The following is a 22,085-nucleotide window of genomic DNA, read 5'->3' as shown; positions in this document are numbered from 1 at the left end:
GTGTCACACGGCGCGGCCGGGGAACCGATCCCCTCTCCCGGTTCCCCGGCCCCGCTCCTCTTGTTCCGCCGGACCGACCCCGGTTCGCTCCGAGCCCGGTCCGGCGGAACCTCGGCGGCGTTCTCGCTGCGGGATCGCGTCTCCGCCACGGGCGGCGACGCCGTCCTCGCGGGAACGCCGCCGAGAACCCGCAGGTGGCCCGGTGGTCGCTGCTCAGCGGTGTGGCCGCCGGAAGAGCGAGCGCACCCGCCGCCCGCGGGGCTTCGTCAGCTCACCGCGGGGCCGATGTTGCCGAGGTGGAGGGGGCCGTCGATCGCGCTCGGCCAGTCGACGTTGATCCCGCCGCCCTGGGGCAGGTTGAGCTGGGCCGTCGTGACCGGGGTCGGGTCGGAGGACTCCGGCGGGGCCGACACGTAGGCGACGCCGGGGTGCTGCTCGTCGATCGTGTACCGCTCCGCGGAACCCGGCTCGGGGCTGACCACCTCGACGGGCTGCTGCGCCTCGCCGTCGAAGAAGATCAGGGACGACGGCGCGCCCTCGACCTCGCAGGACACCCCCGGCTTCGCCTCGAAGGTGATCGCGAACAGCCGCCCGTCGTCCGGCGCGTGGCCCTCCGCCGCCGAGACGGTCAGGTCCCCCGGCGTGCACCAGGGGTACTCGGGGGCGTCCGCGGCGGCGGCCGCGCCCGCGGTGAGCAGCGCACCCCCGCCGACCAGGGCGCTGAGCGCGGTCGCGGTGGCGATGCGGCGGAACTTCGCAGTGCTGAGCACGTGGTGCCTCCTGGTGGTCGTCGTGCCTTCCTCGACCCTCAAGACGCGCCACGACGGCCGAGGATGTCCCCGGCCGAGCAGAAGTGAGATCCCGGACCGGCGGGCAACCGGATCGTGCCGCGCAGCGTCCTGGACCGCCGGATCACCCGATGCCGATCTCCGCGGCGAGCTCGTCGAGCTGCGACTCGTACAACCGGTCCGAGTTGACCAGCGCGAACGGGAACCGCCCGAACACCTCCAGCGCCACGTGCCCGTACAACCGCACCCACCAGCGCAGCAGCACGAACACCGCATCGGTGTCGTACGCGCTCTCGGGGACGTCCGCGGCGAAGGCGTGCGCGAGCTCCTGCCGGCTAGCGGAGAGCTCGGCCTGCAGGTCCGCCGGAGCGGCGTCGTGCCGCACCAGCGTCGTCGCCTCGGCCATCAGCGGCCCGATGACGCTCATGAACGCCGTGCCGAACCGGTCGTCCGATCGCTCGACCCCCGCCGCACCGCCGCCGGGCTCCGCGGTTTCGTCGGTCCGCGTCGCGAACACGAGCGCGAACTCCTTGGGGTGTGCCAGCGCCCAGCTGCGGAACCCGCGGCAGACCGCGTTGAGCTTCCCGCGGAAATCGGCCGGATCGACCTGCCCCAGCCGGTCGTTGAGCTCGTCCACCAGGTCGGTGCAGATGTCGTCGCCGAGCCGCCGCAGCAGGTCTTCCCGCGAGTCGTAGTAGCGGTACAGCGCGGGCGCCGTGATGCCGAGCTCGCGGGCGATGGCGCGCAACGTCACCGCGTCCCGCCCCTGCGCGATGAGCAGGGCCCGCGCGTGTTCGCGGATCTCCCGATCGGTGGCCGCACGGATGCGTTCGCGCCGAGTGCCCTGGCTCGTCATGCGGTGGCTCCATCGAGTGCTGCCGCCGGTGCTGCGCTGCGGCGCGGATCGGGGATGTCCCGGGCACCGTAACGGGTCGTACCGGCCGGACCGGCGGACCGCCCGTTTCGGTGATCAGGAATAAGCCGAGCGGCGGTGGCGTTCTCGGATCGAAGGCCAGTGGATCACCGGAGCAGGGAGGTGCGGCCGATGGGCGCCGCGGAGCTGATCGTCTACACCCGGCCGGGTTGCCCGTTCTGCACGTCGCTGCGGGCCGGACTGCGGCGCGAAGGCCTGGAGTACCGGGACGTCGACATCTGGCAGGAGCAGGGCGCGGCCGAGGTGGTCCGGTCGATCGCCGACGGCAACGAGACCGTGCCGACGGTCGTGCTGGGCGACTGGACGGCGGTGAACCCGTCGGCGTCGCAGGTGCTCGGCGCGGTGCGCGAGCACGCCCCCGAACTGCTGCCGGAGCAGAAGCCCGGGCCCGTCGCGGGCGCCCTGAACGCGCTGGGGATCAAGCGGGACCGCTGACCGGGAGAGCCTCCCGGCGCGGGGCGCGGCGCGGGCCGGGGAAGTGGACCAGGGCCGGCCGCACGGGGGGCGTCACGGCCGGCTCCTGGGGGTTGTGATCGCCGGTGGCGCGATACCGGCGAGCAGCAACTCACCCAGTCTGACGCGTGGCTGCGCCGCGCGGATGCCACTTGGTCGAGAACTACCCCCGAAAGGGTGGGAGCGCTCCCATGTTCGGTGGTTCGAGTTGCGCCGAATGCCGGGCGGTGGACGAGATCCGGGTCGTCGTGGGCCATCACGGGTCGCGTTGCCGATTTGTCGACATGTCTCCGTCTCGATTCGTTGATAGTCGATTCGGCGACTGCTCGACACGTCTCCTGCTCGGTCCGGTCCCGGTTCGGCGCCGCTCCGAGCGGTACGCCGCGTCGATCGACCCCTGCGCCGCTGAACCTGCGCCGCTGAACCGGCTCACCGGGCGCTGTCCGTCGGACCCTGCCCGGCGGGCACCGCTCGCCGGGCTCTGCTCAGCGGAGATCGCCTATCGGGCACTGCCTGATCGGGCACTGCCTGATCGGGCACTGCCTGATCGGGCACTGCCTGATCGGGCACTGCCTGATCGGGCACTGCCTGATCGGGCAACCGCCTGACCGGAGCTCGCTTCGGGTCGGCTCGACTTCGATTCGACTCCGCTTCCGGCCCCGCGCCCGGCCCTGCTCCCGATCGCGCTTCCCGTCGAGCCGCCCTCTCGCGGCGGAGCCGCGTCGCCGTGGCGGTGTGGTGACCGCAGTGTCGACACGGCGACATGTCGGCACGCTGACATGTCGCCGTGTCCGCACCGCGGTCACGCCGCCGCGGCTCGCTCCCCCACCGGCCACGCGGAACGGGGCGACGGCGCCAGCCCGGTCCCGAAGTCCTGCCTGCCGTCCTCGACCCGGCGCAGCGCGACCACCAGCGCCGCGACCACCAGCGCGGCGACGAGCTCGGGGGCAGCGGCAACGGGCAGTGGCCCGGCGGGCGCGATCGCGGCGAGCACGGCGAGGCCGACCCCGATCAGCGCGGCAACGCCGGCGCCTCCCCGCGCCGCGTCGGGCTCGACGACGATGCGGCTGGAACCGCCGGGAACACCGGAGCCGTCGGAGGGACCCGCCTCGCCGGCCGACCCGGATTCGCGAGCGGAAGCCGGTCCGCGAGCGGAACGGTGCGCGCCGCGGTCGGGGTCCGCGTCGTCGCGCACCTCCCCCGAAGACGGGGCAGCCCCGGCCGCGTGCGCGGCCGGGGTCTGCGTGGGTTCGGCGAAGCTGGTGTCGACGGGCTCGCCGGGGATCGGTGCGCCGCCGGTGCGGATCGCCGCGAGGAGCGGAATCCGGTCGGGCGCGGCCGGTCGGGCCCGTCTGCTGCCGATGGGTGACGGTCGGTCGGGTGGCGCGGCGAGGACGCCGCCGGTCGGTGTGGTGCGTTCCCCAGTGCTCACGGTTTCACCTTCGGTGTTCGTCGTGGTTTCCCCAGATGACGTTGCGCGCTGCGCGGCCGGACCGCGAAGCTGCTCCCCGAGCACGCCGAATTCGGTCCCGGGTTCGGCGAGCAGCGCGGTGATCCGGTTGCTCGGATCGGTGTGCTCGGCGAGGTCGGAAACGGGGCCTGCGATCGTGCGTGCTGTGCGCTGTGTTGCCATGAGCACACTCTGTCGGCCGAAGGGGTCCGGCGTAATCCGTATGGCTACTCATCGGTTACTCATCGGTCAGCTGAATCGCTGCTCCGTACGGGTACGTATCGGGGCGCGAATTCACCTGGCGTGCCCGTTCCAGCGGGGCATTTCCAGGCCGATCGGATGAGCCCTGCCTACGATCGAGGAGAGGCCGCAAGAGAAGGGTATGGTCTAGACCATGTCGCTGTTCACTGGTGTCGGAGTCAGCTCCGGCCGAGCATCCGGCCCGGTCGCCAGGGTCGCCGAAGCCCTCCCCGAACCGGCCGCGACCCCGGCACCCGCCGACGCCGCGGCCGAAGCGCGCCGGATCCGCCCGGCCGCCGAAGCCGTCGCGAACCGGCTCTTCGAGCGCGCCGGAGTCGTCGGTGGCGAAGCCAAGGCCGTGCTGGAGACCACCGCCGCCATGGCGCTGGACCCGGCGCTGCTGTCGCAGGCCGAACAACTCGTCACCAACAACGCGCTCCCCGCGCCGCGCGCCGTGCACGAAGCCGCCAACGGCTTCGCCGACGCGCTGCGCAACGCGGGCGGCTACCTCGCTGAACGCGTCCGGGACATCCACGACGTGCGGGACCGCGTCATCGCCGAGCTGCTCGGCGCCACCCCGCCCGGCGTGCCCGACCTGGACCGGCCGAGCGTGCTGCTCGCCCGCGACCTCGCACCCGCCGACACCGCCGACCTCGACCCGCGGCTGGTGCTCGCGCTGGTCACCGAGGAAGGCGGGCCGACCAGCCACACCGCGATCCTGGCCCGCGCGCTGGGCATCCCCGCCGTCGTGGCGGCCCGCGGCATCCTCGCCGCGGCGCCCGTCGTCGGCGTGCTCGTGGACGGCGACACCGGCAGCGTCGAAACCTCCGGTGAAACGGTGCGCACCCAGGCCGCCGAGCGCGGGCAGGGCGTCGACTGGAACGGCACCGGCGGCACGGCCGACGGGCACGCCGTGTCCGTCGTCGCCAACGTCGGTTCGGCCGCCGACGCGCGGCTCGCGGTGGACGCCGGGGCGCAGGGCGTGGGCCTGTTCCGCACCGAGTTCTGCTACCTCGGCGCGGACGAGGAACCCGACGTGCGCACCCAGCGCGCCGCCTACGCCGACGTGCTCTCCCCGTTCGAGGGCAGGCCCGTCGTGGTGCGGACCCTCGACGCGGGCGCGGACAAGCCGCTGTCCTTCCTGGACATGGGCGCCGAGCCGAACCCGGCGCTGGGCGTGCGCGGGGTGCGGGTCTGCTTCGAGCGGCCCGGCGTGCTGGACCGGCAGCTGGAGGCCATCGCCGGTGCCGAGCAGGACTCCGGCGCGAAGGTCTCCGTGATGGCGCCGATGGTCGCCACCGCCGACGAAGCGGCCTGGTTCGCCGACCGGGTGCGGGCCGCGGGCCTCGGCCGGGCCGGGGTGATGATCGAGGTCCCGGCCGCCGCGCTCACCGCGGACGAAGTGCTCGACGCCGTCGACTTCGTCAGCGTCGGCACCAACGACCTCGCGCAGTACGTGTTCGCCGCCGACCGGATGTCCGGCGCGCTCGCCGGGCTGAACGACCCGTGGCAGCCCGCGCTGCTGCGGCTGGTCGCGCTGATCGGGCAGGCCGGGCACCGGCTCGGCAAGCCCGTCGGCGTCTGCGGCGAGGCCGCGTCCGACCCGCTGCTGGCGGGCGTGCTCGCCGGGCTCGGCGTCAGCAGCCTGTCGATGGGCGCCGCCGCGGTGCCCGCCGTCGGTGCCGCGCTCGCCGCGCACCCGCTGGTCGCGTACCAGAAGGCCGCCGAGGAGGCGAAGAACGCGCCGAACGCCGCGCGCGCCCGCGAAGCCGCGTTCGCCACCCTGCAATAGCCCCGGAACGGCATCGCCGGGGTGGGGCGCGCCGCCGCACCCCACCCCGGTCACCGGCCGCGTCCCGGTGGGGCAGTACCGGGGCGCGGCCGGCGCGCCGGGCGGCGAGCTCCATCCCCAGCGGAGCCCGTCGCCCGCGGACACCGCACGGGTGCCCGGGTTCCCCCGTCAGGCCCGCACGTGGTCGCCGAGCACCGGGCGCACCAGCTCCCGCAGCCGCCGCGACGGCTCGATGCCCAGCTCCCGGTCCAGCAGCTGCTCGTACCGCCGGTAGTGGCGCAGCGCCTGCGCCGGGTTCGACTGCTTGAGCAGCACCTCGACCACCGCGCAGTGCGCGGTCTCGCGGAACGGTTCGACGACGGTCGCGGCCTGCGCCACCTCCAGCGCGGTCGCCAGCTGGCTCGACTGCACCAGCCGTTCCGCGGCGATCTCCAGCGCGTGCACCTGCAGCTGCTGCAGGCGCTCCCGCTCGGCCAGCACCCAGTCCTCGTACCAGCCGGGCAGCAGCTGGTCCTGCCGGGCGAGGGTGTGCCCGATCGCCGCCCAGTCGGCCACCGGTTCCTGCCGCAGCAGCCGCTCCCCCGTGGACGTCAGCTCGTGCACGTCCACCGAGACCTGCTCGCCCAGCCCGATCTCGGGGCCGCCGCCGACGATCGCCCCCTGCACCCGCCTGCGCACCCGCCACAGCGTGGTCCGCAGGTTCGCCAGCGCGCTCTGGTCGTCGTTGCCCGGCCACAGCGTGCCCGCCACGAGGTCGCGCTGCGTCCGCCCGCGCAGCGCCAGCAGGGCCAGCAGGCGCTGCCCGTTGCTGGATACGGCCACTCCCGCACCGTCGCACCGCAGCGACCACCCGCCCAGCAAGGTCAGCTGCAGCCGCGGTGCGGCTTGCGGTCTCGGGAGCGGGATCGGGCGCGCAGGTCCCTCGCTCATGGTTCCCCCCTTGTTCCGGCCAAGACGGGCCACACGCAGGCATGACCCGTCACCGGTGGCGTCGTGGCGGTGACGGCGCGCCGTTACACGATTACCCGGGGTGAGGTCCGCGGCGCTCACGAGAGGCGGAAACCCAGCCGGTCGCGGGTCGTCGGAGCGCGGTGCCGCGGCACGTACCGCGGGTGCTTCTTGCGGTACCAGGCGCCGATCTTGCGGCTGGTGCGGACGGCGAACGCGATGCCCCCGAGCCACGGCAGCAGCAGCACGAACATGGACAGCACCGCCAGCACCCCGGCCAGCGGATGACCGTTCGCGAACCCGGCGGCCCCGCTGAGCCAGTAGTCCTGCCCGCGCTCCAACGCCGTGCCCAGGTACCGCGGTATCCGCACGAACAGCAGCAGCACCGCGAGGAACAGCACCGGCACCACCACCGCCACCCAGCAGGTGACCAGCAGCCGCACCCGCGGGCGCAGCGCCTCCCCGGCGGATTCCCCCGGCTGCTGCTTGCCCAGCGCCTTGCGCACCATCGGCCGCACCAGCCCGAACAGGTTCGGCACGCCCACCAGATCGCCGAGGATGTAGTAGCCGTCCATCCGGATCAGCGGCAGCAGCTGCTGCAGCATCTGCATGTGGCTGAGCACGATGAACACCGCCAGCGGCGGGAAGTGCGTCGCCCAGAACAGCCCGGCCACCGCCAGGATGTAGATCGCGTTGAAGTACAGCCCGCCCAGGTCGGTGCGCAGCCGGCCCGCCCGGGTCAGCCGGTAGGCGTCGGTGACGTTGGTGAAGAACGCCGGGAAGATCAGCAGGATGCCGACGCCGATCGCCCCCGGCCGCCCACCGCCGTAGTGGCAGGCCGCGGCGTGCCCGGTCTCGTGGAACAGCGTGGAGCTGATCAGCAGCACGATCAGGAGCAGCACCTGCAGCGGATCGCCGACCGCCGAGTGGAACGCCGGGTCCAGCGAGCCGGAAGCCACCAGCACCACGTCCGCCACGAGCATCCCGGCCAGCACCGCCACCACCAGGACCGGTTGGAACAGCGGCGCGAGCACCGCGGCCAGCGGACGCACCACCTTCGCGGGCAGCAGCACGCCGCGCAGCGCCAGCGCCAGCAGCGGATCGGCGCGCGGCGCGTTCCCCACCGGTTCGTCCAGCGCGGCCACGCCGAGCGCGTGCAGCTTCTCGGCGACCAGGTAGCCGATGCCGAGCGGCGAGATCTCCCGGCCCGCGGCGGCGCTGACCCGCGCGGCGATCTCCCGGAGGTCGCGCCGGCCGTCGATGTGCGTGGCCACCTCGTAGAGCAGCTCGGACACCAGCACCATCTGCCCGTCGGCGCGGGCGATGAGGAAGCGCGGATCGGTGTACCCGGCGCCTTCGTAGCGGCCGCACAGCGAGACGCCCGCGGCGAGCTGCGGGACCGCGTGCTCGTCGACCTCGGCGGGCTCGGGTGCCTGCGGCTCCGGTGCCGGGGGTCCGGATGTCTGCGGTCCGGATGCCTGCGGTTCGGGCGTCCGCGGTTCGGGAGCCCGGGGTTCGGGAGCCTGGGGTTCGGGAGCCCGGGGTGCCGATGCCCGAGGTACCGGAGTCCAGGGTGCGCCTGCCCGGGATCCGGACGTCGGGGCTGCGGGTGTCGGCACCCCGGATGTCGGGGATCCGGCCGTCGGGGACCCGGGAGCCCCGGGCTCGGCTGGTGGCGCCTCCCGGCGGCCGGTCGGCGCGGGCGTCGCGGGCGAGCCGGAGCGGCGTCGGCTCCGCGGGGTGGACGAGGCGGGCTCGGCGGGTGCACCCGGCCCGACCTGGGTGGTTTCTGACATGGTTCCCCTCCAGGAAAACCGGCCGGGGACGGGAAAACCCCGTCCCCGGCCGGCCGGCACGTCCGATATCCGCTTTTACTCCACGTTCGTGTACTGGCCGACGATCGCCGCGGCGTCGCCGCCGAGGCTGACCGCGACGCCGACGTTCACCGGCACGACCGTGGTGACGTCGACGAGGCTGGTGGCCTCGCGGCGGGGCAGCAGCTCGGCCGACTGGTCGGCCAGCTCGAGTTCGTTCATGTCTTCTCCTTCTAGGTGGTGTCCGGTCGCGCGCCGCCGGTGTTCAACGGCGCGCGACCGGGAACTCGGTCAGGAAGGGTCACTTCTGGCCGAGGTCGATGTCCTGGTTGGCGAGCGCCACGGCGTTGCACTCGCCGCTGAGGGCGACCGCGGTGTTGGTGGCGTAGACGTCGGCCAAGTTCAGGCTGCCCAGGGCCTCGCGGGCGGGCAGCAGCTCAGCGAAGGTCTCGAAGTTCACGATGTGCTCCAAGGTGTAGAGATGGGTGCAAGACGGTCGCGGCGGCGTCGCCGCGGGAGATGACCCCGATATCCCCCATCGGGGTCACCTGGGCGGTCCGGATCAGGACCTGGTCAGTGGCTGGGATCAGCCCTTCTGGCCGAGGTCGATGTCCTGGCTGGCCACCGCCACGGCGTTGCCCTCACCGCTGATGGCGACCGCGGTGTTGGTCGCGTACAGGTCGGCGAAGTTGAAGGAACCGAGGGCCTCGCGCGTCGGCAGCAGCTCGGCGGACACTTCCAGCTCGGAGATCTCGAAAACGTTCACGGTCGTACTCCTCATCGAGTTGATGAACTTTCGAACCGCGGCCTCTTGCGCCGCTGGCCGGAAGTACGCCAGACCCGGCGTCACCGGTCCGTCACCCGCCCGTCACGGTGCGCGGCCGGCACCCGCTCGGGCGACCGGTGGCGCCCAGCCCGTCACCTGCGGTGAAACCGCGCGTTGTGCAGCGGGAAGGCCGTTCGGGGGCTGGACGCGAAACGACCCGGAGACCGATGTGGTCGCCGGGTCGGGTGAATCGGGGTGGATCTTGCGGGCGGGCTTCCCGCGGGGCGTCAGCCGGGCTCGGCGCCCGTTTCGCCGTCGGCGTCGAGGCCGTGCTCGATGGCGTAGCGGGCCAGCTCGACCCGGTTGTGCAGCTGCAGCTTGCGGAGCGTGGACTGCACGTGGTTCTCCACGGTGCGGTGCGAGATGACCAGCTTGTTCGCGATCTGCCGCGCGGTGAGGCCCTTCGCGACCTGCCGCAGCACCTCGGTCTCGCGGTCGGTGAGCTGCGGGGCCTGCGATTCGGCGCCCGGCGACACCGCCATCCGCCGGTACTCGCCCAGCACCAGCCCGGCGAGGCCCGCGGTGAACACGGCGTCCCCGGCGGCGGTGCGGCGGACCGCGTCCACCAGCTCGTCCACCGAGGCGGACTTGACCAGGTAGCCGGAGGCGCCCGCCTTCACCGCCTCCAGCACGTCGCTGTGCTCCCCGCTGGCCGACAGCACCAGCACCCGGGTCCCGGGGATCTCCTGGGTGATCTGCCGGGACGCGTCGACGCCGGAGGTGTCGCCGAGGTTCAGGTCCATCAGCACCACGTCGGGGCGCACGGTGCGGGCGATCCGCAGCGCGGACACGGCGTCCCCGCTGGTGGCCCGGATCTCGAAGCCGCGTTCGGCGAGATCCCGGGACACCCCGTCGCGCCACATCGGATGGTCGTCCACCACCATCACCGACACGTGCGGCTCGGTCATCCTTCTCCTCCTCCGCGCGGTGCCGGGTCGGCATCCCGGTCGTCCGCTCGTTCCGCGTCCGCGGCGAGCGGGGCCGGGTGCGCCGTCCGCCGGGGGAACATCTTCTCGGCCACCGATCGCGCGCGGCCGCCCGCCCCTGCGGGGGCCGAGTGCGGGTGCGGTAACCGGATCTCCCACTCGGTGCCTTCTCCCGGGGTGGTGTCCAGGGAGATCGTGCCGCCCCAGTGCCGGACCCGGCCGCGGATCGACTGGGCGACGCCCATCCGGCCCTCCGCGGCTGCCTCGGCCAGCCTGCCCTCGGCGATGCCCGGGCCGTCGTCCCGGACACTGATCACGATCTCGTCCGGCAGCTCTTCGAGCAAGACCCAAGCGCGCGCATCCGGGCCCGCGTGCCGCTCCACGTTCTCCAGCGCCTCCCGCACGATCAGCAGCACGTCGGAGCCCATCGGCTCGGGCAGCCGGACGTCGGTGGCGGGGACGGACACCTGCACCTTGCCGGTGCGCAGCACCTGGAGGCGGGCGACCAGGTCGACCTCGCCCTCCGCGTCGTGCTCGGGCGGGGCGGTGGCGACCAGCGAGCGCAGCGCGATCTCCTGCTCCCCGGCGAGGTGGGCGAGCTCGGCGGCCTCCCCGCCGAGCTCCACGCCGCGGTTGCGCACCCGCGCCAGCACCTGCAGCACGCTGTCGTGGATGGAGCGGGCCAGCCGTTCCCGCTCGGCGGTCGCGGCCTCCGCGCGCAACGCCTGGCTGAGCCGTTCGGTGGAGCGCCGGGCGGTGTCCGCGGCCAGCCCGAACAGCATGCCCGCGCCGATCAGCAGCACCGCGTCCTGGAACATCAGCGGCGTGTAGAGGTCCCGGATCGCGAAGTTGATCAGCGCGGAGATCGCGCCGGAGATACCGCCGCCGATCCAGCCCCACTGCACGCCGGCCAGCGTCACCATCGACGGCTGCCACATGCTGATCACCGACGGGGCGAGCTCCCGCATCTGCTCCTCGGTCATGATCAGCTCGTTGCCGAGGAACAGCACCGAGATCAGCACCTGGTCCACGAGCACCAGCGCGTTCGTCCGGCCGTCCCGCACCCGGAACCGCCACACGGTGAACACGGTCCAGCCGATCATGATGACGATCTCGAGCACCGCGAGCGCGGGGCGCTGGTAAGCGGGGAACTGGATCGCGAACCACAGCACCGCGTACACGAGTCCGACTGATCGGAAGAAGTTGTGCGCGCGCCACAACGGCGACCGCCCATCGGCGATCCGAACGCTCTGCGGCGCGGTGTTCTTCGGCATCACGGCTGTTCCCTCCCGATCGACCATCCTGCCGTATCGATCGAGTTCCGTGAGCCGACGATCGGTGAACACGCTCGGTGTTTGTCGTCACCGAGCGGATCTACCCGAATGGACCCGAGAGCCGGGTTTCCCCGGAAGATCGAGTTATGCCAGGCTCAGGAGTAGTAACCGATCCGGTACTTGGCTGAAGCGAGACACCGCCATTCGCGCGTTTTCGGAAAAGTCGACCGGATCAAGGACCGCTCGCCCGTCCGGGCGAGGAAGAGACGTGAGGAATCATGGCGCCGTGGCCCTTGTGGCGGCTCCGGGCACCCGCACTGATCCACGTGCTGCTCACCCAGGCCGCCGCCATCGGCCTGGTCCTCCCGGTGGTGCTGCTGAACTCGCCGCCGACGCCCACCCAGTGGTTCCGGTTCGCCATGCTCGGCGGGACCGCGGCCGCCGTCATCATCGCGACCTCGGTGACCATCCACCTGCGCAGCGGGGTGCGCCGCGACCCGTGGACGGTCCACATGGCCTACCTGGCGGCGGGTGGGCTGGTGCTGCCGCCGAACCTGCTGGTCCTGCTGCTGCTGGGCCCGGCGCTGCACGGGGTGCTGGAGGCGCGGCCGGACCCGCACCGCTGGCTGTTCGTCACGGCGTCGACGACGTTGGCGGTGTTCGCGGCCCGCTGGGTCGTCGGCTGGGAGAACCCGCGGTGGGACCCGGCGGTGATCGTGCTGGCCGGGACGACGCTGCTGGCGGTGCGGGCGCTGCTGGTGGGGATCGGGCTGCGGCTGCGCGATCCGGGGGCGCCGCGCGAGGACGTGGTGGGCGAGCCGATCGACGTGCTGCTCGGCATCGTGGCGGCCTGCTTCGGCGGCGTGCTGGGGATGGCGGTGCTGCAGCAGCCGGAGGTCGCGGTGCTGGGCGGGCCGATGCTGGCGCTGCTGGACCTGGCGGGCCAGCTGCCGCACTGGCGGCGGTCGGCGCAGCGCGACGGCAAGACCGGGCTGGCGAACGCGCTGCACTGGGACCGGATCGCGCGGGCGGAGTTGCGGCGGGCGAGCGCCCGGGACCGCGGTGCCGCGCTGCTGCTGCTGGACCTGGACCACTTCAAGCGGGTCAACGACGAGGTGGGGCACCTCGCGGGGGACGCGGTGCTGGCGGCGGTCGCGGTGATGCTGCGGGACAGCGTGCGCAAGGAGGACCTGGTCGGCCGGTTCGGCGGCGAGGAGTTCGTGGTGCTGCTCCCGCACGCCTGCCCGGAGGTGGCGCACGCGGTGGCCGAGCGGGTCCGGTTGTCGGTGGCGGCGCTGTCGGTGCCGACCCGCGACACCCTGGGGCGGCCGCGCGAGCTGACCGGGGTGACGGTGAGCGTGGGGGTGTCGACGACGGCGCGGTTCGGCTACGAGCTGCCGGATCTGCTGGTGGCCGCGGATGCGGCGTTGCTGACGGCGAAATCGTCGGGCCGGAATGCGGTGACGTTCGCCTGAGCGCGGATTCCGCTCGGCATTCGCGACGGGATTTCGGGATCTCCCGGAACGGGTCCGGGCCGGCGGGGAGCACCCCTTTCCGGCCCGGTCTCGTTTCGATTTTCGGTTGTTCGCGCGCGGTCAGCGGGAATCGGAATCGGGACCAGGCGAGTCCGCGGGACCACCGTTCGCGGATTTCCCGCCCGCGTCGTCCGCCGCGCGGTGCGAACCCGTGCCGGTGGACTTCCCCGCGCCGCTCGCCTGCTGCGCGTCCGCCTCGTTCCCGGCCGATTCCGGATTCGCCGGTGGTTCCGCCTCGTGCGGATCGGTTCCCGTCACCGGCGTCTCCGCGTCCTCGCCCGCCGTCAGCGAACGGATCGCCGAGTTCAGCACCGCCACCACCGGCACCGCCAGCAGCGCCCCGACGATTCCGCCGACCACCACGCCGGCGCTGATCGCCAGCACCACCGCCAGCGCGTGGACCTGCACCGCGCGGCCCAGCAGCAGCGGCTGCAGGATGTGCCCCTCCACCTGCTGGACCAGCAGCACGACCAGCACCACCAGCAGCGCGTTCACCCAGCCGCTGGTCACCAGCGCCACCAGCACCGCGACCGAACCGGAGGCCACCGCGCCGATGATCGGCACGAACCCGCCGAGGAACACCAGCGCGGACAGCGGCAGCGCCAGCGGCACCCCGATGATCGTCAGCCCGATCCCGATGCCCACCGCATCGGCGACCGCGACCAGCGCCGTCGCCCGCACGTACCCGACCAGGGAGGCGAACCCGCGGATGCCCGCCACGTCCACCCGGCCCCGCACGTGCGACGGCACCAGGCCGATCAGGAACAGCCACACCCGGCGGCCGTCGTGCAGGAAGAAGATCAGCGTGAACAGCGCCAGCACCAGGCCGGTGAGGAAGTTGCCGAACGTGGACGCCGTGGACAGCGCACCGCTGGTCAGCGCCGCCTGGTTCTCCTGCAGCCAGCGGGCGGCCTGCCCCAGGTACTCGTCGATCTGCTCCTCGCGCAGGTGCAGCGGCCCCTGCAACAGCCAGCCGCGGATCTGCCCGAGGCTGCGCAGGATCTCCCGCTGCAGCTCGGGGAACCCGTTGATGAACGCGTTGATCACGAAGGTGAGCACGCCGCCGACCAGCGCCAGGCCGCCGACGAGCACCACCGCCGTCGCGATCGCCCGCGGCACCCGCCGCCGCGCCAGCCAGGACACCGCCGGGGCCAGCAGCGCCGCCAGCAGCAGTGCGATGGCCACCGGGATGACCACCACGTAGAGCCTGCCGAGCGCCAGGCTCAGCACGTACACCGTGCCGAGCACCACCAGCAGGCGCCAGCACACGGCTGCCGTCACTCGCAGTACCCGCGGCACGTGGGTGGAGGCGTCCTCCGTTGGGGCGATCTTCGCGTTGGTCACCACGCCACCGTAGCCGTGACCATGCGGTTCCCGGTGGGGTCGGCGCGATCACGCATCCGCGGACGCCGGCAGGCCCGTGTCACCCGATACGGGGGCGTTCCGCGAGATCACTACCTCTGCGGCCCACCTGCTGACAGAGTGCCCGTCGGCAGTGCACGTCGATCAAGCCGCCGAACGGTCCAACCGGACCGGTCGAACGGAGGGTCGTTGAGCGGACATGCAGCCCCGACGGAAAGTGGAACCGGACCAGATGCCGGACAGTCTCCGAACAGCAGGCGGTAGCCGCGGTTGGCGGCTGCTGGCTCGCGCGCTGGTCGTCGCCGGTGCCGCGGCCGCGGGCAGTTCGGTGGGCTGGTTCGCCGGGAACGCCGGCGCGGACGCGCTGGTCGACCCGCCCGCCGCCGAAGGCGCGCACGAGTCCACATCGGACGGCACTGTCGACCTCGCGCCCGTGCGGGACGCCATCGCGCCGGAGCACCGCGCGACGCCGAACTCCGACGAGGGTGCGCCGTCCGCCGCCCACCGGGTGAGCACCGCCGTGCACCACATCGCCGCACCGCTGGCCCGCGCCGCGGACATCCCGGACGCCGACTCCGGCACCGGCACCGCACCGCGGCCGGGTTCCTCCGAAGTGGACGGTCCGGACCCCGGTCGGTTCGCCCTCGACGAACTCGCCCCGCACCACCTCGTCGGCCGGGTGGCCGAGGCACGACCGGTGTCGACCGCGCTGGACGGCGCGGGCTCGCTGCTGCGCCCGGTGCGCGGCGCGCTGACCCCGGGCCCCGGTGCCGACCGCCCCGTTCCGCCGCTGGCGGAGCTGACCCGGCCGATCACCGACGGGCTCGGCGCGCTGACCGCCCCGCTGCGGGACGCCATCGCCCCGGGCACGCCCGCGCCTCCCGCGCCGCTGCCGTCCCCGGGACCCGCCCCCGTCGAGCAGCCGCTCCCGAACCCGCTCGCTCCGGCGGCCGAGGCACCGCGGGCACCGGCGGTCTCCGCTGCCGAAGCGGCCGATGCTCCGGCCCCGGTCACCGCGCACGACGCGGGCGACGCGAGCTTCCGCGCGCCCGCCGAACCCGGCCACCGCGAGCCGTGGTCCCCGGACGGGACCGTCCCGGTGCCGCCCGCGACGGGCGGCGCGACCGGGCACACCTCCGACGGCGGCGCGGGCAACGGCGGTCTCGGCATGACCTGGCCGCTGCCCGCCGACTCGGCCGACCGCGCCGCGCTGAGCTCTCCCGGCCGATCGGATTCCGTGCTCAACGGCACCTTCGCGCCGTCCCCCGGCACCACCCCCGACTGAGCGGTGCGCCGCGGCGACGCTCGCCGCGCTCTGCGACGCACTCGTACCACCGCCGCCGGATCGTGATCGACGCATCCGAGGACGGCGCCGCTCGAACCATTGCTTTCCCCGCCCGAACGGGGAAATATCCGAAGGAGACCGCATGCAGACTTGGGCGAAGCGCGGCGTGCGTGCCGCGCTGGTCACCGGTGGTGTGCTGGCCGTGGGAACCACGATGGCCGCAGCCGAAGGCACCGGCCCGTCCCGGCCTTCCGGAGACGGGAACCACGGCAGCCTGGGTACCCGATTCGACACCGCAGATCCGGAACGGGGAGATTCCGTGTTGCCCGCGTTCGACGCCGACGGCTCCCGGCCGCAGCTGGGCGAAGCGTTCGCGTCGTACCGGAACGCCGACACCGGCCGCTACCGGGCACTGGTGCTCACCGGGAAGATCGACCCGGTGCGCGACCTGCTCCCCGCCGTCGAGCACGACATGACGCAGGAGATCCCGGTCCTGCGCGACCTGGACCCGGCGCGGCCGGACATGCAGCTCGCGGGCTGGGTCGGCGACCCGGCGACCGCGCGGCCGGCGCCGGGCGACGGACGGCACAGCCTCCGCCGCGGCGCCGAGGTGCGCACCCCCGCCGAGGGCTTCCACCGCTCGCTGAGCTGGGCGGGCCCGATCGGCGACATCGTCCGCGGCGGCCCCGGCCTCCCGGCCGAGGCGCAGGTGCCGGAGGTGACCGGCGAGCTGATCATCCCGCTGGCCGACCCGGCCACCGTGGACCCCGAGGACGGCATCGTCGCCCTGTGGGGCGGCGCGCTCGGCGCGGACGGGGCGGAGCGGTCCGCCGCGCCCGCCGCGCTCGGCACCGGACTGCTGGACGCCGCCGGCGTGGACCTCACCTCCGGTGAGCTGCCCGGTCCGGACGTCCGGCTGCACGAGGTCCCGCCGTCGCTGCTCGCGGCCGCCCTGGCCGAGCGGCCGCACGTGCCCGCGGCCCGCGCCGACCAGCTGGCGCTGGAGGTCCCGGGCGAGCACCTGGACCACCCGCAGGTGCCGCCCGCGCTGTCCGGTCCGCTCGCGCTGGAGCGCGACGGCGGGTCGCCGCTGCAGGCGCCGCTGCCGCTCGGCGGTGAGCTGAACGCGTTCGGCGGCGGGCAGCTCAGCGGCCCCACCGCCGGCGGGCTCACCGGGGCGCCGGCCGAGGTCGGTCCGCAGACCGACGACCGGCCCACCGTGTCGTTCCTGGCGGCGATCCCCCGGTTCAGCACGACCCCGGAGGACGTTCCGGTGCAGGTGGAGGTGCTCGACGAGCTCGACGCCACCACTCCGGAGCGGGACCGGATCCTGGCCAGCCCGCTGCCGCCGGAGCCGCGGGCCGCCGAGCCGGTCGGCATCGAACTGCCGGTGCTCGGCGCTCCGCCCTCGATCAACGCGGCGCAGGGGCACACGGTCCCGATCCCGGGCATCGCCGCCCAGCCGCGCGGCCTCGACGACACCGTCGAGTTCCAGCGCATCTGACGCACCGCACCGCGGCGACGAGAACGGCCGCCGGACCCCAGTGGTCCGGCGGCCGTTCCGCGTTCGGGGGCCTGCGCGATCAGGCGGGAGTGGAGGACACCCGGGGTTCGTCGTCGGGTTCGATGGTCCGCTTCCCGAGCCGGTGGGTGCGCCACAGGCCGTAGGCGTAGTAGGCCAGCAGCGCCAGCCCTAGGTACACGTACGCGTTGCCGACGAGGTGCTCCAGCGGGTTCCAGTGCAGTTCCCGCCCCTTGCCCTGCGGCACCTTCCACATCGGCCCGAGCGTGCACAGCGAGGCCGCCAGCCCGGAGATCATCAGCAGTCCCCAGTCGGCCCGCCGCACCGCGGCACCCGCCAGCAGCACCACCGCCGGAATCGCCCACACCCAGTGGTGCGACCAGGAGATCGGCGAGATCAGCAGCGACAGCAGCCCGTTGAGCGTCACCGCCATCGGCAGGTCCTGCTGCCGCAGCGCGTGCACCATGCCCGCGATGGCCAGCGCCAGCACCACCAGCGTCACCAGCACGAGCACCATCGGCACGTTCCCGACGCCGAGCTTCGTCAGCGCCGACCGCAGCGACTGGTTGCCCGCGTACACCGAGGCGTTGCCGGTGAAGGTGGGGCCGAAGGACACGTTGCCGGTGGCCATCACCTCCTGCGTCCAGTACTTCCTGGTGCCGTCGAAGGCCAGCACGAGTCCGATGAGGACGGTCCCGGCGAAGCCGAGCGCCGCCATCGCGATCGGCTTGAAGTCCTTGCGCAGCAGGAAGAACAGCAGGAACGCGGCCGGGGTGAGCTTGATCCCGGCGGCGATGCCGATCAGCAGCCCGCGCGGGTACGGCGTCTTCTGCCCCGGCCCGGTGCGCCACAGGCAGTCGACCGCGACCAGCGCCATCAGCACCAGGTTGATCTGCGCGTAGGTCAGCGTCTCCATGACCGGTTCGGACAGCGTCGCCAGCGGCAGCACCACGCCGGTCCACAGCACGACCCGGTCCCGCTGCCCGCGCAGGAACGTGGAGGCCCCGAGCACCAGGTACAGCGTCACCAGCAGCGCCACGTGCGACACCAGCATGATGATCGACACGGCCACCAGCTTGGAGACCAGTCCGAGCGGGGCGAACAGGATCGCCGCGAACGGCGGGTAGATGAACGGCAGCTTCAGCCCGGACTGCGTGGCGGGCAGCGGGCCGTACATGTCCTTGCCCTGGAGCCACGCGCGGGCGCCGAGCCGGTAGACCTCGCCGTCGATGTGGTCGTGCGGGCTGATCGTGGAGACCAGCAGCACGGCGAGCAGTTCGGCGACGCCGATCGCGATCAGCAGCCTGCGGTTCTCCCTGGCGAGGTCGCGGATCACCTCGCCGAAGGGTCGTCGCGTCGCGTCATCCGGTCCGCTCACCGCCACGAGGGTCACCGTCCTGGTCATCGATGCGGGGGTGCCGCCGAGCGCCGACGGCCGTGGCCCAGCGTAGAGGCAGCCCTTGATCGGGCCGGAGCCCGGCGGAACCGGAGCGGCTCGCAGGGCGCACCGCAGTCGAAGATCATCCGCCTTATGGACCCGTCGTTTCCCGCATCGGGTGGCGCTTCGGACTTGACCCGGGTAGTTGCTGACGCAGCGTTATTCGCGCTCCGTAAATACCACCATTACGGGTGGTAGTGATGCTCTTGAATTCAGACCTCTCAGCAGAGGAGAGTCCAGTTGACTGCTCCGTTTGGTGGGGAGGAGGGGCCGAATGAGTGTCCTGGACGTGACCGCGCCATCCCAGCTGCCGCCGATCTGGGACGAGCTGATCACCGGATTGACCGTGGGCGTGCTGCTCACGGACGAGCGCGGCCAGGTGCTCGCCACCAACGACGTCGCCGCGGACCTCATGCAACTGACGAAGTCCGATCTGCTCACCGGTGCGAGACCCAGCGGCTGGAAGGTGCGCGACGACACCGGTGCCGCGATGCCGGACTGGTCCGAGCTGGCCGGGCAGGTGCTGCGCGCGGGTTCGCCGCTGTCCACCCCGATGGTCGTCGAGCGCGGCGGTCACCCCACGCGGCTGTGGGCTGACTACCACGCGGTGCGCGCCCAGGGGAAGCGGCGCGTGCTGATCCTGCTGCAGGCCGTGCAGACCGACGTCTCGCACAGCCGCGGCCTGCTCGACCCGCTGACCGGGCTCCCCGGCCGGGCGCTGCTGCTGGACCGCCTGGAGCAGTCCCTGGTGCGCGCCCGCACCCGCGGGATGCTCACCACGCTGGTGCTGCTCGACGTGCACCGGCTGGCCGCGTTCAACACCGAGCACGGCTTCGCCAGGGGCGACGAGCTGCTCGGCACCCTCGCGGGCCGCCTGCGGCAGGGCATGTCCGACGAGCACACCGTCGCCCGCTACGGCGGCGACGAGTTCGCACTGGTCGCCGACCACCCGAACGGCAACGGCGAGGCCATCGCCCAGCAGGCCCGCCGGATGGCGAGCTGGCCGATGCGGATCGGGCCCACCAGGGTCCGGCCGAACCTGCGGGTCTCCTGGGTGACCACCAACGGCAACGCCACCGCGCACGCCGTGCTCTCCCGCGCCGAGCAGCAGCTCCAGCGCTGAACGTCCCCGCCGGGCCCGAGGCCTGGCGGGGACCGTCGCGTCAGCTCTCGACGTCGCCCGAGATGAAGTCCTCCACGGCCTGGTAGGCCGCCGAGTCCGAGTACTGCTCCGGCGGCGACTTCATGAAGTACGAGGACGCGGACAGGATCGGGCCGCCGATGCCGCGGTCCTTCGCGATCTTGGCGGCGCGCAGCGCGTCGATGATGATCCCCGCCGAGTTCGGCGAGTCCCACACCTCCAGCTTGTACTCCAGGTTCAGCGGCACGTCGCCGAACGCGCGCCCCTCCAACCGGATGTAGGCCCACTTGCGGTCGTCCAGCCACGGCACGTGGTCCGACGGGCCGATGTGCACGTTCCGCTTGCCCAGGTCGCGGTCGACCTGCGAGGTGACCGACTGGGTCTTGGACTTCTTCTTGGACTCGAGGCGCTCGAGCTCCTTCATGTTCAGGAAGTCCATGTTGCCGCCGACGTTGAGCTGCATCGTGCGGTCCACGTGCACGCCGCGGTCCTCGAACAGCTTCGTCAGCACGCGGTGCGTGATGGTGGCGCCGACCTGCGACTTGATGTCGTCGCCGACGATCGGCACGCCCGCCTCGGTGAACTTCGCGGCCCACTCCGGGTCGGAGGCGATGAACACGGGCAGCGCGTTCACGAACGCCACCCCGGCGTCCAGCGCGGCCTGCGCGTAGAACTTGCCCGCGTCGTCGGAGCCGACCGGCAGGTAGGACACCAGCACGTCGACCTCGGCGTCGCGCAGCGCCTGCGCCACGTCGACCGGGGCCTCGTCGGACTCGTCGATCACCTCGCGGTAGAACCGGCCGAGCCCGTCGAGGGTGTGGCCGCGCTGCACCTGGACGCCCAGCGGCGGGACGTCGGCGATCTTGATGGTGTTGTTCTCGCTGGCCACGATGGCCTCGGAGAGGTCCCTGCCGACCTTCTTGGCGTCCACGTCGAACGCGGCCACGAACTGCACGTCGCGCACGTGGTAGTCGCCGAACTGGACGTGCATCAGGCCGGGAACCCGGGTGTCCGGGTCGGCGTCGGCGTAGTACTGGACGCCCTGCACCAGCGATGCCGCGCAGTTGCCCACGCCGGCGATCGCCACTCGAACCGCGCCCTCGCGGCGGTCTGTGCTCATGGCAGGGTCCTCCTTGTAGGTCATGTGTCGTCGTCCTTCTTCCCGCTCGCCGGTGCCCCGGGGTTCCCGGGGTCGCGCGAGCAGCCGGATCGGCCGGATCAGGCCCGGCCGGGCCGTGGTCTGGGAGTGGCCCGTCGCGCGGATGCTGCGCGCGGGTCGCGGCGGGGGTGCGGCGACGTCGGCGTCCCCCGCCTGGGCAAGCCGACGACCGGTGTCGACCGGTCACCGCGGGCTCCCGCTGCCCGCGACTCCCGGGACGTGCACCGGTGTCCTCTTCGACAACCACCGGACCGGACGCGCTGTTCCCGCGGATCCGGCGAGTTCGCCGCGCTGCGCCCGAATGGTCCGATCAGCGACGTGGGGCCGGTCACGTTCCGGCGGCGCGGCCCGGCGCGCAGCTCGCGAGCGGTCCGTTTGGTCCCGAGACCATCGGTGCCGCCGGATTTCAAGATCAACCCGGGGTGCGGTGGCGTCCCGGCCGTCCGGTAGAACATCTCGCAGCGAGCTCCCCGGCCACCTCGGTCGCCGTGCGGAGATCGTCGCAGTTCCGACCCGGTGCGCCGGGCCCGCTGCGGGAAGCCGGGCATGGCGAGTTCGCGCATCCGCACCTCCCGCGCCCGAGCCGTCCCCAGCCGTACTTGCCCGAGAAAGGAGTATATCTTCGGCGCTTCCCCGGTCAGCGCAGGTAGAGACCAACCACGCTGCTCACGACACCGCAGGTCACGCGACGGAAACGGGCGCTGCCCCTAACGGCGCATGGAGCACCGGCACCGGACACGTACCCTGTTCCTCGTGCGGACCCAACGGCAAGTGGTGGATTACGCGTTGCAGCGCAGGTCGCTGCTGGCGCAGGTCCACGCTGGCCGAGTCGGGGTGATGGAGGTCTGCGACGCGAACCCGTACCTGTTGCGGGCGGCGAAGTACCACGGCGAGCCCAGCGAAGTGACCTGTCCGGTGTGCCGGAAGGAACCGCTCACGCTGGTGTCGTGGATCTTCGGCGAAGAACTGAAGCACGCATCGGGGTCCGCCCGCGGTCCCGATGAGCTGGAACGGTTGGCGGCCTCGATCGCGGAGTTCACCGTGCACGTCGTCGAAGTCTGTCGGACGTGCAGTTGGAACCACCTGGTGCAGTCGTACGTCCTCGGAACCGGTGACTTGAACAACCGCCGCCCCCGGCGCAAGACTGCGGCCGAGTGAACCGGCCGTGAGAACGAGCAGCACCGCCCCGCGCGAAGCG

Annotated in this window: 20 protein-coding genes; 7 read left to right on the top strand and 13 right to left on the bottom strand. The window is 72.9% G+C overall.

The annotated features are described in order from the left end of the window. Positions 1-266: 266 nt before the first annotated feature. Both ABZ805_RS06360 and ABZ805_RS06355 read right to left on the bottom strand, forming a co-directional pair. Positions 267-770, bottom strand: coding sequence for a DUF4232 domain-containing protein (locus ABZ805_RS06360; protein WP_358435217.1), 504 nt, complete (start codon positions 768-770; stop codon positions 267-269). Between the two features lie 142 nt (positions 771-912). Beyond that, positions 913-1,644 (bottom strand): TetR/AcrR family transcriptional regulator, encoded by a 732-nt coding sequence (locus tag ABZ805_RS06355; protein ID WP_358435214.1) that lies wholly within the window; start codon positions 1,642-1,644, stop codon positions 913-915. Between the two features lie 189 nt (positions 1,645-1,833). Between ABZ805_RS06355 and ABZ805_RS06350 the strand changes: the two genes are divergently transcribed. Next, positions 1,834-2,157: a mycoredoxin gene (locus ABZ805_RS06350; protein WP_358435211.1), complete on the top strand. Its 324-nt coding sequence runs from the start codon at positions 1,834-1,836 to the stop codon at positions 2,155-2,157. A gap of 820 nt (positions 2,158-2,977) precedes the next feature. Here ABZ805_RS06350 and ABZ805_RS06345 read toward each other — a convergent pair. Further along, on the bottom strand, positions 2,978-3,607 hold the full coding sequence (locus ABZ805_RS06345; protein WP_358435208.1) for a hypothetical protein: 630 nt from the start codon (positions 3,605-3,607) through the stop codon (positions 2,978-2,980). Positions 3,608-4,019: 412 nt separating this feature from the next. Between ABZ805_RS06345 and ABZ805_RS06340 the strand changes: the two genes are divergently transcribed. After that, on the top strand, positions 4,020-5,657 hold the full coding sequence (locus tag ABZ805_RS06340; RefSeq protein ID WP_358435205.1) for a putative PEP-binding protein: 1,638 nt from the start codon (positions 4,020-4,022) through the stop codon (positions 5,655-5,657). A gap of 168 nt (positions 5,658-5,825) precedes the next feature. Here the strand turns inward: ABZ805_RS06340 and ABZ805_RS06335 are convergent, their stop codons facing one another. The 7 genes from ABZ805_RS06335 to ABZ805_RS06305 all read right to left on the bottom strand — a co-directional run bounded on the left by ABZ805_RS06335 (position 5,826) and on the right by ABZ805_RS06305 (position 11,445). Beyond that, positions 5,826-6,587, bottom strand: coding sequence for a BTAD domain-containing putative transcriptional regulator (locus ABZ805_RS06335; protein ID WP_358435202.1), 762 nt, complete (start codon positions 6,585-6,587; stop codon positions 5,826-5,828). 116 nt (positions 6,588-6,703) lie between these two features. Continuing rightward, positions 6,704-8,224 carry a hypothetical protein gene (locus ABZ805_RS06330; RefSeq protein ID WP_358435199.1) on the bottom strand — a complete coding sequence of 507 codons (1,521 nt, stop codon included), beginning with the start codon at positions 8,222-8,224 and terminating at the stop codon, positions 6,704-6,706. A 252-nt stretch (positions 8,225-8,476) separates the two neighbouring features. Continuing rightward, positions 8,477-8,641, bottom strand: a complete 165-nt coding sequence (locus tag ABZ805_RS06325; RefSeq protein ID WP_358435196.1) for a hypothetical protein — start codon at positions 8,639-8,641, stop codon at positions 8,477-8,479. Between the two features lie 79 nt (positions 8,642-8,720). Next, positions 8,721-8,879 (bottom strand): hypothetical protein, encoded by a 159-nt coding sequence (locus ABZ805_RS06320; protein ID WP_358435194.1) that lies wholly within the window; start codon positions 8,877-8,879, stop codon positions 8,721-8,723. Positions 8,880-9,005: 126 nt separating this feature from the next. Further along, positions 9,006-9,185 (bottom strand): hypothetical protein, encoded by a 180-nt coding sequence (locus tag ABZ805_RS06315; protein ID WP_358435191.1) that lies wholly within the window; start codon positions 9,183-9,185, stop codon positions 9,006-9,008. Positions 9,186-9,472: 287 nt separating this feature from the next. Beyond that, on the bottom strand, positions 9,473-10,153 hold the full coding sequence (locus ABZ805_RS06310; protein ID WP_358435189.1) for a response regulator transcription factor: 681 nt from the start codon (positions 10,151-10,153) through the stop codon (positions 9,473-9,475). Further along, a complete protein-coding gene (locus ABZ805_RS06305; RefSeq protein WP_358435186.1) occupies positions 10,150-11,445 on the bottom strand; it encodes a DUF5931 domain-containing protein in 1,296 nt (431 codons plus the stop codon). The genes ABZ805_RS06310 and ABZ805_RS06305 overlap by 4 nt, the downstream gene beginning before the upstream one ends. A 278-nt stretch (positions 11,446-11,723) precedes the next feature. Here ABZ805_RS06305 and ABZ805_RS06300 point away from each other — a divergent pair, with 278 nt between their 5' ends. Beyond that, positions 11,724-12,920, top strand: a complete 1,197-nt coding sequence (locus tag ABZ805_RS06300; RefSeq protein WP_358435183.1) for a GGDEF domain-containing protein — start codon at positions 11,724-11,726, stop codon at positions 12,918-12,920. 120 nt (positions 12,921-13,040) lie between these two features. On the opposite strand, the gene ABZ805_RS06295 is transcribed toward ABZ805_RS06300, so the two are convergent. Then, on the bottom strand, positions 13,041-14,324 hold the full coding sequence (locus tag ABZ805_RS06295; RefSeq protein WP_358435180.1) for an AI-2E family transporter: 1,284 nt from the start codon (positions 14,322-14,324) through the stop codon (positions 13,041-13,043). A 250-nt stretch (positions 14,325-14,574) separates the two neighbouring features. Here ABZ805_RS06295 and ABZ805_RS06290 point away from each other — a divergent pair, with 250 nt between their 5' ends. Both ABZ805_RS06290 and ABZ805_RS06285 read left to right on the top strand, forming a co-directional pair. Further along, positions 14,575-15,627, top strand: a complete 1,053-nt coding sequence (locus ABZ805_RS06290) for a hypothetical protein (protein ID WP_358435176.1) — start codon at positions 14,575-14,577, stop codon at positions 15,625-15,627. 142 nt (positions 15,628-15,769) lie between these two features. After that, positions 15,770-17,131 carry a hypothetical protein gene (locus ABZ805_RS06285; RefSeq protein WP_358435173.1) on the top strand — a complete coding sequence of 454 codons (1,362 nt, stop codon included), beginning with the start codon at positions 15,770-15,772 and terminating at the stop codon, positions 17,129-17,131. 79 nt (positions 17,132-17,210) lie between these two features. Here the strand turns inward: ABZ805_RS06285 and ABZ805_RS06280 are convergent, their stop codons facing one another. Continuing rightward, entirely contained in the window at positions 17,211-18,554 is a 1,344-nt protein-coding gene (locus ABZ805_RS06280) for a glycosyltransferase 87 family protein (protein WP_358435170.1), read from the bottom strand. Between the two features lie 307 nt (positions 18,555-18,861). On the opposite strand from ABZ805_RS06280, the gene ABZ805_RS06275 reads away from it, so the two are divergent. Next, complete coding sequence (locus tag ABZ805_RS06275) at positions 18,862-19,710, top strand: diguanylate cyclase (protein ID WP_358435167.1); 849 nt, start codon at positions 18,862-18,864, stop codon at positions 19,708-19,710. Positions 19,711-19,750: 40 nt separating this feature from the next. Here ABZ805_RS06275 and ABZ805_RS06270 read toward each other — a convergent pair whose 3' ends face one another. After that, complete coding sequence (locus ABZ805_RS06270) at positions 19,751-20,848, bottom strand: inositol-3-phosphate synthase (protein WP_358435164.1); 1,098 nt, start codon at positions 20,846-20,848, stop codon at positions 19,751-19,753. 792 nt (positions 20,849-21,640) lie between these two features. On the opposite strand from ABZ805_RS06270, the gene ABZ805_RS06265 reads away from it, so the two are divergent. Further along, complete coding sequence (locus ABZ805_RS06265; RefSeq protein ID WP_358435415.1) at positions 21,641-22,045, top strand: DUF5318 domain-containing protein; 405 nt, start codon at positions 21,641-21,643, stop codon at positions 22,043-22,045. Positions 22,046-22,085 lie beyond the last annotated feature (40 nt).

Source organism: Saccharopolyspora sp. NPDC047091, assembly GCF_040643635.1.
Lineage (GTDB): Bacteria > Actinomycetota > Actinomycetes > Mycobacteriales > Pseudonocardiaceae > Saccharopolyspora_C.
The sequence above is the reverse complement of the archived record's forward strand: the minus strand, read 5'-3'. Positions and strand labels throughout refer to the sequence as shown.